The sequence below is a fragment of the Paenibacillus sp. GCM10023250 genome, assembly GCF_042653205.1.
In the GTDB taxonomy this organism is placed as follows: domain Bacteria; phylum Bacillota; class Bacilli; order Paenibacillales; family Paenibacillaceae; genus Paenibacillus_Z.
On record NZ_JBHSHY010000031.1, the window covers coordinates 16,210 to 28,162 of the forward strand.

Here is an 11,953-nt window from a genome sequence, read left to right on the forward strand (position 1 = left end):
GCGTTACCAGAGCCCCTCCCCGTTGAATTTGCGCGACAGCTGATTCGTGACGAGCACGAGGATCAGGCTGATGACCGAGGAGAGCAGGCCGACGGCCGTGGCCATGCCGAAGTAGCCCTGCTGCAGCCCGCTTCGCAAAATGTACGTGTCGAGCACGTCCGCGACCGGCTGGTTGGCCGGGTTCATGAGCGGGTAGATCTGGTCCATGCCGACCGCGATGAGGCTCGGCATGCTCAGGATGAGCACGATGGCGATCGTCGGCATGATGCCGGGCAGCGTGATATGCCGGATCTTTGCCAGCCTGCCGGCGCCTTCGACCTTCGCCGCTTCGTAGAGCTGCGGATCGATCGTCGTGATCGCCGCGAGGTACAGGATCGTGTTCCAGCCGACTTCCTTCCAGAGGCCGCTCGCCACGATCATCGGGCGGAACCATTCCGTCGAGCCGAGGAAGAAGATCGGTTCGGACCCGGTCTTGGTCACGAACTGGTTGACGAGGCCGCCGTCCAGCGTCAGCAGCGACTGCAGGATGTACGCGACGACGATCCAGGAGAAGAAGTGCGGCAGGTAGCTGACGGACTGCACGAACCGCTTGAACCCGCTGTGCCGCACCTCGTTGATAAGCAGCGCGAGAATGATCGGCGCCGGGAAGCCGAAGATGAACTTCAGCAGCGCGATGATGATCGTGTTCTTGACGACGATCCAGAACTGGCTGTCCTTCAGGAACGAGAAATTTTCCAGCCCCACCCACGGGGCGTTCCAGATCGTGTAGCCGATGTGGAAGTTTTTGAACGCGACTTGAATCCCGGCCATCGGGATGTAGCTGAACAGGAACAAGAGCACAATGGCCGGCGCGATCATGACGTACTGGGCGCGGTATTTTGCCAGTCTTTCGAGCATGGGATCACCTCTGTACGCTCATTATACGGACAGGGCGAAGGCCGAGGTAGAACACAACGGTTGGATTTCTATCGCAATTGTTAGCGATTTCGTCGAGGAACGAGGGGCGTTTTTGAAAACGCTTTTTCATCGGGGCGGCGGCGCGGCGGAAACGGGGAAGCGAACAGAAAAAGAGCCTCCGGAAGGCGGGCTTCGCGGGAAGGCTCTCGAGTGGTCGTCGTATCGGGGAGTGGGATCGGCGCCCGGGGCCGCTCCGGCTTCGAACCGGAACCAGAACCCCTCACCGGCTTCTTCGGCGGTTACAGCTCCATCGCGTATCCGTACCGGTCCAGGAACGCTTCCTTCTCCTTATAATCCGGCATGATGCTCCCGACCCGCCGCCAGAACGACCGGTCGTGATTCATGTGCAGCAGATGGCAGAGCTCGTGGATAATGACGTAATCGATGACTTCGACCGGGGCCATGGCCAGGCGGTAATTGAAGGTCAGCTGCTTAGTCGAGCTGCAGCTACCCCACTTCGTGCGGGACTCCACGATGTCGATCGACTTCGGCGATACCCGCAGCTGCTTCTGATACCCTTGGATTCGCTCGAGGACGGTCTTCTTGCAGCTGGCCATATAAAATTTCTTGAGCCGCAGCCGGAGTTCTTCCTCGCTCTGCCCCTCCGTATCGATCAGCTCGTTCAGCTTATAATAGCGGCCCAGATGCAGGAACTTCCCTTGTTCTCCTTCGTAGTCCCGCACCCGCGGCGCCGAACGCGCCCGTTCGATGGCGTCCAGCCGCGCCGAGAGCTGCGCGCCGTGCTGTCTCACCGCCCGCGCGATCTCGTCCTCGCTCGCCCCGTTCGGGGCCTTCACCGTCACGAGGCCGTTCGGATCGACGCGGACGGAGAGCTTATTTTTAGCCCCGTAGGCCACGTGGACGTCAATGACGCGGTGCTCCAGTTCGATTTTCATGCTCCATCATTTCTTTCCGGGATAATGTCGCGCCGTGCGCGTGCTTCAATTTTAACGCGCGCCGCATGGGGCGTCCAGCCGGGTCGGCCCGGATGAGACGCGGAGATTCCGGCGGCTTCGGGAATAGATCCGCCAAGGCTTGCCCACACTGAGGACGTTGCGGTGTATACTGGAAAATGGAAGCCAAAAACGAGGAGGCTATTCATGGGAAGAGTCGTTCATTTCGAGGTGCATGTCGATGATATGGAGCGTGCCAAGACGTTCTATGGCGAAGTTTTTGGCTGGACGTTCGAGGATTGGAGCAGTTATGCCGGCATGCCCTACTTCGGAGCGGTGACGGGCGATGCCGAATCGATGGGCATCAACGGCGCTTTGATGCAGCGCATGGGACCGCCGCCGGCGCCGGGACAGGCCGTGAACGGCTTCGCCTGCACGATGGGCGTAAGCGACTACGATGCGACGGAAGCGAAAATCCTGGCGCTCGGCGGGAAGGTCGCGCTGCCGAAGCACGCCCTGCCCGGCATGGCGTGGCAAGGCTACTACATCGACACGGAAGGCAACATCATCGGCATTCACCAGCCCGACGAGAATGCGAAGTAAGCTGTGGTTACAAAAGCAAAAAAGCTCGACCTATGCAGCTATGCGGGTCGGGCTTTTGCTCTGCCGGGTTGTTTCGGACTGCTGCCTGCTTTCGTTATTCCCGTCCGCCGCGATATCTCGAAGGCTTACGCGATTATTTCCGGTACAGCGGATAGTCTACGCGCATCGGCAGCTCGATGACGACGAGCCGCAGCGGCGCGCCGCCCGCCGGCCGGACGACCGCTCGGCCGCCGTGCGGCGCGTCGAGCACGCTGAAGTCTCGGCCGCGGAACGGCGCCGTACCGCCCTCCGTCTCCCAGGCGCCGTCGCCGCGGACCGCGAGTGCCGCCCACGAATAGCCGGCGGGAATGTCCGCGCGAACGCCGCGCCCGGCTCGATCGCGACGTCCCACATCTTCGCGTCCGTCACGAGCTGGATCGGCGAGCCGTCCCCGAGCACGGTCTTCGCGCTGACGCCCGGCGCGGGCGACGCAGACGGGAAATCCTCATGCCGGTAATCGGCGTATGTCGGCTCCTGCAGCACCGCGGCGTTCAAATCCGGCTCGAGCCAGATCTGGAACGCCTCGGCGTCCGGACCGATCGACCGTTCCCGGTGGGACACGCCGGAGCCCGTCTGCATGACCTGCGCGCCGCCCGCGCCGACGACGCTCTCCGTGCCGAGCGTATCGCCGTGAATCAATTTGCCGTGCAGGACGTACGACATGATCTCGAAGCCTTGATGCGGGTGCAGCCCGACGCCGCCCTCCGTCTTCGTATAGCCCCAGCCCCAATAGAACAGCGGGCCGACGCGGCGGACGACGGAATCCTGATGCGGGAAGCCGATCGGTTTCTGCACGACGATATTGCCTCCGTCGAACAGCTCCTTGACCTGCTGCTCCGGCGGATAAATGCCGATTTTCATAACAGTTTCCTTCCTTTCCGTTCACGGTTATGGCGCGAAGGCCGTTCTTCTTCGACAGTCGGCAGTCATATCCTCGGCCATCGATTGCTCACAGCCTTCCACTTCTGCCCAACCATACACCCTATTTTTATAAATCCTAGTGTTAGGATATATTTATCCTAACACTAGGGTATCTTGCTGTCAACGGACGGTCCTGAGCCTGCCTGCCTGATTGCGCGCATGCGCGCCGGCCAAAAAAATCGGCGGCAAGCGAAACCATCGACGGCTTCCCCGTCGTTGATTAAGGTAGATACGCCTCACGAACGGAAGGAGTGGAAGCATCTCATGAGAATCCGCGCCGCGATTACGGCCGCATTTGGCCTCGGCTTCGCGCTGTCGGCCGGCATGGCCGTCTATTGGCTCCGCGTCGACAAGGACCATCCCGCGATCAACGGGCTGATGTGCCTCGCGATCATCTTCTTCGGGCTCGCGCTCGTGAACGGATTGGCTTGCCTCTCGATCCGGCTCCGCGGCCGGGTGAACCGCACGTAGCGCTCAAGCGCAGTACCGATGCCCGCATGGGAGCAATGCAAACAGCCTTTCGGAAAACGCGGTGCGTTTCCGAAAGGCTGTTCGTGCTTCCCTATGAATCATGCCGGCGCCGGAAGCGCCGAACCGCTTATACCTCTTCCAAGCTGTCCAGAATTTCCTGCAGGCTCAGCTCCGCGCACGCCATCGACGTGTCCGCCGCGCCGTAATACATCCGGACCCGGTCGCCGTCCACGAGAGCGCCGCAGGAGAATACCACACCGCCGAAGAAGCCGTTCGCTTCGTAATCCGCTTCCGGCTCCATGATCGGCTTCACCGAACGGGCCAGCACCTTCGACGGATCGTTCAGGTCCAGCAGCACCGCGCCCATGCAGTAACGATGGTCCTGCGTCGCGCCGTGGTACAGCTCCAGCCAGCCGCGCTCCGTGCGGAACGGCACCGCGCCGCCGCCGATGCGGCCGCTGTCCCACATGTCTTCGCGCAGGCCGATCAGATGCTTGTGGTTGCCCCAGTACAGCAGGTTGTCCGACTCGGCGATCCACATCTCCGGACGGCCGCAGCTCTTCGTCGTCGGCCGGTGCAGCGCGTAATACTTCCCTCCGATCCGCTCCGGGAAGATAAGCACGTCCTTGTTGTCCGGGCCGAAAATCATGCCGTGATGCGTCGTCGTCACGAAATCCTTCGTCGACACGAGCGACTCGCCGATGCCGACCGGCGACACCGCGGAGAAGTAGATATAATACGTGTCCCCGATCTGCGTGATGCGCGGATCCTCGATGCCGAACGTCTCGAGCGGCTGGGAAGGATACACGAACGGCTGCTCGTCGATCGTGAAGTGGTGGCCGTCCTTGCTTCGCGCGATGCGCAGATAGGACAGCGACGTCAAGTATTGGAACGCCGGCGCGTTCTCCTTGAGCACGATGACGCGCGGATCCGACAGGTCGTAGCGCTCGTCGTCCTTGCGGATCGGGATGAGATCGAGACCGCCCGTCTCCACGTTGTAGACCGGCGCCAGCACGACCTCGGGGTCGGGACTGATCGGGCGCTCGGCGATGCGAAGCAGCATGATGACTTCGCCGTTATATTCCGCGATGCCGGCGTTGAACGCGCCGATGACTTCGAAATCGTCCCGGTGCGGCTTCACGTCCGCCGGCGTGACCAGCGGATTTTGTTCATAGCGGTAAATATTCATGGCGTATAACTCCTCTGTATGGCTCTATTTATCTGAACAGTATGGTTTCCCCGCGATTCATGGTTAACAGGTTGAACGGGCGCCGCGCGGTGCAGCCCCGTCCCTGCGGCCAGCCTGTGGCCGTTCGCCGTCCGGCTGGCCGGCCGGCGAGGCCGTTACAGGCCTTGGAACGGATCGTCGATTACGATCCGCTGCGCGTCCGCGTCGCTGATGCCCGCGTACAGCACGGCGCTGCCGTCCGCGCGGCGGACGAGCCCGCCGCTGAACACGACGTCCTGCAGATCCGGCCGCTTGGCCGGCCCCGGCAGGAACCGGCTGCGCTCTGCGATCAGCTTCATCGGCGTGAACGAGCGGCCGGCCGTATCGAAGACGAACGCCATCGGGTAATAATGGCGGTCGCCGGCGTCGTCGAAGCAGGCCACATGGCCCAGCACGCCGACGCGGCCGTCCTTCAGCGGATGCGCTTCGTTGGCGCCGCCCCATTCGCCCTCGGCGAACTGGCCCTCAAGCAGCGGCGCGTCGTCGATGACCGCGATCGAGAGGTCATCCAGCGACTTCACGCGCGTATAACCGATCTTGCCGCGTCCGCCCTTCTCGCCCTGCGGCCGCGTGAACACGCCGATCGAACCGTCCGCGAGCTCGACGAGCCGCAGGTCCTTCATGCCGTCCGGCCCTTGGAAGAACCGCTTCAGGCTGCGAATGTCCGCGCCGCGGTAGAAGACGGTGCGCCACATGAGCGCGCCCTCGTTCATCGGATGCGGATAGATCTCCACGCCGCCGACCACGAGCTCCCCGCCGATCCGCGTATGGAACGGATCCTGCAGCGTCAGCACCGGCGCGTCCGCGAGCGGCAGCCACTCGCCGCCGCGCTCCGCGAAGAACACGACCTCGGAATGCTCGCTGTCGCGCGATTCCACGCGGCCCGGAATGACCGCTTCGCCGCGGTCCTCGAACGGCGCCGCGATATTGTACACGTCCTTGCCGGCGACGCCGCCGAAATGAATCCGCTCCGCGCCTTCGGCCCTGGCCCCGGAAGCCCGGTACGCTCCGGCCAATTCCCCGCATGTCTGCGGCTGTCCGCGAAATGCTGTTGTCATCGTTCTCTCTCCCCACTCCGTCTGGCGTTTATTTCAGGTTAAACTGCATGCCTTCCTTGAATTTCTTGCTGAACAAAATGAAGATGATGATAATCGGCAGCGTCAGCACCGTCGACGCGGCGTAGAGCGGTCCCGGATAGGAGCCGTACGGCCCGAACATCTGCGACAGCAGGACGTTCAGCGTCAGCATGGAGTCGCTCTTGACCGCGATCATGTCCCACAGCAGCTCCGTCCACCGCTCCATGAGCAGGAACAGGAAGATGACGGTCGTGATCGACTTCGACATCGGCAGCATGATGCGGTACATGATCTTCAGGTCGGTCGCGCCGTCCAGCCGGGCCGCCTCGATGAAGACCTGCGGCACCGCCTTGAAGAAGTTCGTGTACATGAAGATCGCCCACAGGCTGACCGCCTTCGGCAGGATCAAGCCGAGGTACGTATCGTACAAGCCGACGCGCTGGATGATCAGGAACGTCGGAATCAGCAGGATGATCGCCGGAAAAAACATATGGAACAGCACGAAATTGTCGATCGCCTTGCGCCCGAAGAAATTCAGCTTCGCCAGCGCGTAGGCGACCATGATGCCGAACACCATCATGAGCACCGTCGAACAGAGCGACACGATCACGCTGTTCATGAACGCATGGAACCACGGGCGCGTGATGCCGGTTTCGCCGCCGTGCAGCAGCCAATCGTACGACCGCGTCGTGAATTTCGTCGGAAAGAGCGTCTTGTCGATCTGCGTCCAATCCGCGAACGAATTGAGCACCATATACAGGTACGGATAGACCATGATGAGCAGAAGCACGATGGCGAGCGCGTAACGGACGGCCCGCCTTGCGCCGCTGTGCCGTTTAGACCCAACCATTGCGTTTCCCCCAAACTTCCAGTAATTTGCGGATCACGTAGATGGAGATGAACGTCGCGACCGAAGCCAGCAGCGCGACCGCCGAAGCGTACCCGCTCTGCAGGTTCGAGAACGCCTGCTTGAAAATCTCCATCTGCCACGTGTTCGTGGCGTTGCCCGGTCCGCCGCCGGTCAATTGGTACACCTCGGTGAAGATCCCGAACGTCACGCCGAACGCCAGAATGAGCGTCGTGTAGAGCGACGGGTACAGCAGCGGCAGCGTAATGCGCCAGAACCGCTGGCTGTCCTTGACGCCGTCGATGGCGGCCGCCTCGTACACTTCCTTATCGATGCTCTCGAGGCCGGACGTGATGATGAGCGCGTAATAGCCCGTGAACTTCCACGCCAGGATGAGGCCGACGATCAGGAGCGCCGTGAACGGCGTGCCGAGCCAGTCGATGTCGAGGCCGATGCTCCGCAGCGCGGTATTGACCGGGCTCGTGTACGACAGCAGGCCCTTGACGATCAGGGCCGAGACGACGCCGGAGCTCAGGTACGGCAGGAAGAAGCCGATCAGGAACAAGCCCTTGAACCGCGTCAGGCCGTGAACGAGCACGGCGACGCCGACGGCGAGCGCCGTCACGATCGGCACGAAGATGAGCATGAACCGGTACGTGTTCCAGAACGCCGCGTGAACGCTCGGCGACTGAAGCGCCTCGGTGAAGTTGCTGATGCCTCTGAAATTGAATACCGGCTTGATCAGGTTCCAGTCCGTGATGGACAGGAAGAACGTCCAGATCAGCGGGATGAAGAAGAACACGATTGAATAGATCAGATAAGGGCTGGTGAAGAGCCAGCCCAATCTGTTGTTTCGTTGATCCATAATGGAATCCCCCTTACTTCAGGGCTTTTTCGAGCGCAGCCTTCATCGCTGCCCATCCTTCCGCAGGGGCGATTTCGCCTTTGACGACCTTGTTGAACGCTTCGGATCCGATGATCGTCTGCAGATCGTTATACTTGGCGTTGTCCATCGGCGGGATGGCGTTCGGCACGTTTTCCGCGTAAGGCTTCAGCTGCGGGCTCGCGTCGAGAATCGGCTTGAACGCTTCGTTCGTGGACAGGTCGTCGCGCGCCGGCGGCAGGTTCGTGTCCTTGAACCATTTCGCGTCGTTCACGGCATCGCTGTACACCCATTTAATGAAGCCGATCGCGGCTTCCTGCTGCGCTTTCGTCGCGGATGCGTAGACGACGAGGCCCTTCGTGTCGGCGAACGTTTTGCTTTGCGCCGGATCGACGCCGTCCGGTACCGGCGGCATGCTGAGCGTGTACGTGTCGTTGTATTTCAAGTTCGGGTACTTCTGCGCCCATGTCGTGAACGTCCAAGGACCTACGTCCGTGAAGATGCCGACGCCGGTCTCGAACGGATCCGTCGCTTGACGGGCCAGGAGGCCTTTCTCCTTGCGGAGGTTGTCGACGAAGGTCAGCACTTGCTCGCCGGCTTTCTGATCGCCCGTGAAGGAGCTGCCTTCAATGAACTTGTTGCCGTTCGACGCCGCGTCGTACAGCATGTAGAAGTCGAACCAGCGCTTCCAGGCCGTCGGATCCGCGAGGTCCGGCTTCGCCCACAGGTATTTCTTGTCGCCGTATTTGGCTTTCAGCTTCTTCGTCACTTCCAGCACTTCGCTGTACGTCTTCGGAGGCGCGTCGTAGCCGAGCTCCTTCAGCGTGTCGAGGCGCCAGCCGAACAGCATCGCGTTGGAGTAGATCGGCAGCACGTACTGATGGCCGTCCGCGAACTTCCACGGCTCGATCGTCTTCGACATGTCGCGGCTCGAGACGACGTCGGAGAAGCCGGCGATCGTATCGAGCGGCACGAGCGCCTGGCTGTCGGCCAGCTGCGCCGCGAAGCCGCGGTTGATGTTCTCGGACATCGTCGGCGCGCTCTTCGCCGCGATCGCCGCTTGAATGCCCGCTTCGGACGTCGGCGATTCCTTCATCGCGCTGACGTTGATTTTCACTTTATCGTTGACCGCCTCGTAGGCTTTCGCCATCTCGGTCCAGTAAGCTTGCTGCGTCGGGTTCGGCGCCGCCCAGAACTCGATCGTCGTGGTGCCGCCCGCATTGGCGTTATTGCCGCCATTATTCGAAGCCGTGCCTTGGCCTGTCGAGCAGGCCGAGAGCAGTACGGCTGAAAGCGCAACCACCGATAGTGCCGAAGTTTTCTTTTTCATATTAAGTGCCCCTCCATGCTGAGATTGTGTAATGAAGCTCAAACAAAATCACGTGATTCGCAACCTAACAAGTAACGTGAGAACGCTTTTATTATGCTCCTCGTCATGAAGTTAGTCAAGTGACAAATTTTAATGTAACCGTTTCATAGATTTTATGGTAATGTTAATAATGTAATATGTAACGTTACAATTTAACCTTGAACGACGACCCCCTTTCGCGCCGGACATCGTTCCCCCTTGACAATTCCTTGCGAAATTGGGAACAATGAAGAATGAAACGGTTTCGTCCGAGCCTTCGGATGCGGACCGGCAACGGAGGTTATTCGATTGAGAACGAAAGTGACGATGCAGGACGTGGCCGACAAGCTTAATCTGTCCAAAAATTCCGTTTCCCAAGCATTGACCGGCAAACCCGGCGTCAGCGAGGAAACGCGTCGTCTGGTCGTGCGGACGGCGGCCGAAATGGGCTATACGTACGCCAAGCGGCAGACCGTCGAAGAAGCCCCGCCGCGGTCGGCATCGAAGCGTACCGTTGCGCTCATCGCCTCGGATTATGCCTTTTCCATGAAGAGCTTTTTCGGCGATATCTACTTGAGCATCGATAAAGAACTGAACCGCAGAGGCTTCCGTCTCGTCATTCAATCCATCAGCCCGGAGCAGGCGGCTGCGCTTACGCTGCCTTCCTTCCTGCAGGACCGGTCCGTGGACGGCGTGCTGATCCTCTCGCACATCACGACGCCCTACATTCAGGCCATCCTGAACACGGGCATTCCCGCGGTGCTGATCGACCATCACCATCCCTCGCTGCATGCGGATACGATCCTGACCAACAACCGCTACAGCGCGTACGAAGCGATCCGCCATCTGGCCGAGCTCGGCCACCGCGACATCGGCTTCATGGGCAACATCCGGCTCTCGCCGAGCTATTACGAGCGGCTCGAGGGCATGCGGCTCGCGGCGTTCGAATTCGGGCTCGAGCTGCGGGAGCCCTGGCTGATCACGGATGCCGTCGAGGACAGCGAGCACGTGCGTGCCCGGATCAAGGCGCTGCCCGAGCTGCCGACGGCCTGGTTCTGCGTCAACGACGGCTTCGGCTTCATGGTCACCTCGGCATTGCAGCAGCACGGCCGCCGGGTGCCGGAGGACGTCTCCATCGTCAGCTTCGATAACGGCTATCTGTCCCGGCTCGCGACGCCTCCGACGACGACGATGGACGTCAATCTCCCGCTCTACGCGGAATGCGCCGTCGAGCGGCTGTTCGGCCGGCTGGATGACCCGGAGCAGCCGATGACGGAGACGCTGCTGCCGACGTCGCTGCTCGTGCGGGGGTCTACCGGACCGGCACCGGTGAACGACTGACAGGCTAGGCGGCAAAGCGCGATCCAGGCACGGCAAATAAAGGAGCGGCCCGCGATCATCCGAAGATGACCGCGGGCCGCTCCTTTGTTTGCCGTGCCGCCGTTTATTTGAAATACGTCGCGAGATGCGCCGCCGCTTTCACGATGCCTTCGCGCTCCTTCTCGATCGAGCCCCAGAAGCGCTGGTCTTCCAGCTCGATGCTGACCGCGCCGGAGTAGCCGAGCCGATCCAGACGAACGGCGACCTTGCGCCATTCGACGTCGCCGTGGCCCGGAATCGTGTAGCGCCAGGAGCCTTCGGAGAAGCCGTACTTCGTGCCGAACGTCGACTGCAGCACGCCGCACTCGTACAGCTCGTCATGCAGGATTTCCGTGTCCTTGCCGTGCACGTGGTTGATGCGCTCGCCGAATTCCTGCAGCGCCCGGATATAGTCGATGCCGAGGCGCACGAGGTGCGACGGATCGTAGTTCAGGCCGAAATGCTTCGACGGGATCGCTTCGAACATCGCCCGCCACATCTCCGGCGTGCAGCCGAGCGTCGCGTAATGCGGCGCCGGTCCCGGCCAGCCCTCGATAGCGATGTAGATGCCCTGCTGCTCCGCGTGGCGCACGATCTCCGGGAACGTCTCCTTCCAGATCTCGAAGCCTTCCTTGCGCGGCAGCGTGTGGTCTTCCGGCACGAGGCACATGAACAGCACCCGTCCGCCCAGCGCGGCGATATCCGACATTTCCTTCTTCGCCGCTTCCACCGCGTCCGCGCGGGTCGCTTCGTTGCGGCTCAGCAGCTTGGCCGTATGCTTGGCGTCGACGGAGCCGATGCCGAGTCCGTTCGCTTCCAGCGCCGACTTCCACTCCGGCGTCAGCCGCGGAATGTCGAGCACCTCCAGACCGGCGCCGGCCGCCCATTTTGCCGTATTTTCGATTCCTTCCGCGCCGATTTTCGGCGGAATTCGCATCCCCAGTTTGACATTCATGCCGTAACTTCCTCCTCGAAAATAATGAAGTGTCGTAGCGTGCGATTCGATGCGTGCGTTCCTCGATGACACCTCGATTATAAAATATTTTCGCGGCGAAATTGGGCTTTGGCGGAATCTTGCAGGTTGCGAAAAAACGACAAAGCGTCCGAAAGCGTGATGCCGCTTGGGACAGACCAGGCAGGAGCGTCCCAAGCCGTTATGTAAGCGTTGTCGCGGTATTGGAACAATCACAGCCGGGGGCGTGGGCGGGGCCGCCGTACGTTCCGCCTGCGGCGCGCTTGCCGACGCTCCGGCTTTCGACGTCCTTGTCGGCCGTTCGCGGCTGCTCTCCTCCCCGAGGCCTATCACGAAAAAACAGCCCGGACCATCT

General features: G+C 61.2%; 12 protein-coding genes. 3 read left to right on the forward strand and 9 right to left on the reverse strand.

Annotation, left to right across the window (positions count from 1 at the left end):
• Window positions 1-3: 3 nt before the first annotated feature.
• Together ACFPB1_RS20240 and ACFPB1_RS20245 are read right to left on the reverse strand one after the other, a co-directional pair.
• Complete coding sequence (locus ACFPB1_RS20240; protein ID WP_379227906.1) at window positions 4-897, reverse strand: ABC transporter permease; 894 nt, start codon at window positions 895-897, stop codon at window positions 4-6.
• A gap of 299 nt (window positions 898-1,196) precedes the next feature.
• Window positions 1,197-1,853: a M48 family metallopeptidase gene (locus tag ACFPB1_RS20245; protein ID WP_379227907.1), complete on the reverse strand. Its 657-nt coding sequence runs from the start codon at window positions 1,851-1,853 to the stop codon at window positions 1,197-1,199.
• Window positions 1,854-2,057: 204 nt separating this feature from the next.
• Between ACFPB1_RS20245 and ACFPB1_RS20250 the strand changes: the two genes are divergently transcribed.
• Window positions 2,058-2,453: a VOC family protein gene (locus ACFPB1_RS20250; protein ID WP_379227908.1), complete on the forward strand. Its 396-nt coding sequence runs from the start codon at window positions 2,058-2,060 to the stop codon at window positions 2,451-2,453.
• A 156-nt stretch (window positions 2,454-2,609) separates the two neighbouring features.
• On the opposite strand, the gene ACFPB1_RS20255 is transcribed toward ACFPB1_RS20250, so the two are convergent.
• A complete protein-coding gene (locus ACFPB1_RS20255; RefSeq protein ID WP_379227909.1) occupies window positions 2,610-3,353 on the reverse strand; it encodes a pirin family protein in 744 nt (247 codons plus the stop codon).
• A gap of 324 nt (window positions 3,354-3,677) precedes the next feature.
• On the opposite strand from ACFPB1_RS20255, the gene ACFPB1_RS20260 reads away from it, so the two are divergent.
• Window positions 3,678-3,884 carry a hypothetical protein gene (locus tag ACFPB1_RS20260; RefSeq protein WP_379227910.1) on the forward strand — a complete coding sequence of 69 codons (207 nt, stop codon included), beginning with the start codon at window positions 3,678-3,680 and terminating at the stop codon, window positions 3,882-3,884.
• 127 nt (window positions 3,885-4,011) lie between these two features.
• Here ACFPB1_RS20260 and ACFPB1_RS20265 read toward each other — a convergent pair whose 3' ends face one another.
• The 5 genes from ACFPB1_RS20265 to ACFPB1_RS20285 form a co-directional block, all read right to left on the reverse strand.
• Entirely contained in the window at window positions 4,012-5,073 is a 1,062-nt protein-coding gene (locus ACFPB1_RS20265; RefSeq protein WP_379227911.1) for a glycoside hydrolase family 130 protein, read from the reverse strand.
• A gap of 155 nt (window positions 5,074-5,228) precedes the next feature.
• Complete coding sequence (locus tag ACFPB1_RS20270; protein WP_379227912.1) at window positions 5,229-6,170, reverse strand: MTP-1 family protein; 942 nt, start codon at window positions 6,168-6,170, stop codon at window positions 5,229-5,231.
• A 28-nt stretch (window positions 6,171-6,198) separates the two neighbouring features.
• Window positions 6,199-7,038, reverse strand: coding sequence for a carbohydrate ABC transporter permease (locus ACFPB1_RS20275; RefSeq protein ID WP_379227913.1), 840 nt, complete (start codon window positions 7,036-7,038; stop codon window positions 6,199-6,201).
• Complete coding sequence (locus ACFPB1_RS20280; RefSeq protein ID WP_379227914.1) at window positions 7,025-7,900, reverse strand: carbohydrate ABC transporter permease; 876 nt, start codon at window positions 7,898-7,900, stop codon at window positions 7,025-7,027. Before ACFPB1_RS20280 ends, ACFPB1_RS20275 begins: the two co-directional genes overlap by 14 nt.
• 13 nt (window positions 7,901-7,913) lie before the next feature.
• Window positions 7,914-9,248, reverse strand: a complete 1,335-nt coding sequence (locus ACFPB1_RS20285; RefSeq protein WP_379227915.1) for a carbohydrate ABC transporter substrate-binding protein — start codon at window positions 9,246-9,248, stop codon at window positions 7,914-7,916.
• A 327-nt stretch (window positions 9,249-9,575) separates the two neighbouring features.
• Here ACFPB1_RS20285 and ACFPB1_RS20290 point away from each other — a divergent pair, with 327 nt between their 5' ends.
• Window positions 9,576-10,607, forward strand: a complete 1,032-nt coding sequence (locus ACFPB1_RS20290) for a LacI family DNA-binding transcriptional regulator (RefSeq protein ID WP_379227917.1) — start codon at window positions 9,576-9,578, stop codon at window positions 10,605-10,607.
• 103 nt (window positions 10,608-10,710) lie between these two features.
• Here ACFPB1_RS20290 and ACFPB1_RS20295 read toward each other — a convergent pair whose 3' ends face one another.
• Entirely contained in the window at window positions 10,711-11,580 is an 870-nt protein-coding gene (locus ACFPB1_RS20295; RefSeq protein ID WP_379227918.1) for a sugar phosphate isomerase/epimerase family protein, read from the reverse strand.
• Window positions 11,581-11,953 lie beyond the last annotated feature (373 nt).

Coding starts and splice junctions, on each gene's coding strand:
- ACFPB1_RS20240 (WP_379227906.1), bottom strand. CDS start 897: ATGCTCGAAAGACTGGCAAAATACCGCGCCCAGTACGTCATGATCGCG.
- ACFPB1_RS20245 (WP_379227907.1), bottom strand. CDS start 1,853: ATGAAAATCGAACTGGAGCACCGCGTCATTGACGTCCACGTGGCCTAC.
- ACFPB1_RS20250 (WP_379227908.1), top strand. CDS start 2,058: ATGGGAAGAGTCGTTCATTTCGAGGTGCATGTCGATGATATGGAGCGT.
- ACFPB1_RS20255 (WP_379227909.1), bottom strand. CDS start 3,353: ATGAAAATCGGCATTTATCCGCCGGAGCAGCAGGTCAAGGAGCTGTTC.
- ACFPB1_RS20260 (WP_379227910.1), top strand. CDS start 3,678: ATGAGAATCCGCGCCGCGATTACGGCCGCATTTGGCCTCGGCTTCGCG.
- ACFPB1_RS20265 (WP_379227911.1), bottom strand. CDS start 5,073: ATGAATATTTACCGCTATGAACAAAATCCGCTGGTCACGCCGGCGGAC.
- ACFPB1_RS20270 (WP_379227912.1), bottom strand. CDS start 6,170: ATGACAACAGCATTTCGCGGACAGCCGCAGACATGCGGGGAATTGGCC.
- ACFPB1_RS20275 (WP_379227913.1), bottom strand. CDS start 7,038: ATGGTTGGGTCTAAACGGCACAGCGGCGCAAGGCGGGCCGTCCGTTAC.
- ACFPB1_RS20280 (WP_379227914.1), bottom strand. CDS start 7,900: ATGGATCAACGAAACAACAGATTGGGCTGGCTCTTCACCAGCCCTTAT.
- ACFPB1_RS20285 (WP_379227915.1), bottom strand. CDS start 9,248: ATGAAAAAGAAAACTTCGGCACTATCGGTGGTTGCGCTTTCAGCCGTA.
- ACFPB1_RS20295 (WP_379227918.1), bottom strand. CDS start 11,580: ATGAATGTCAAACTGGGGATGCGAATTCCGCCGAAAATCGGCGCGGAA.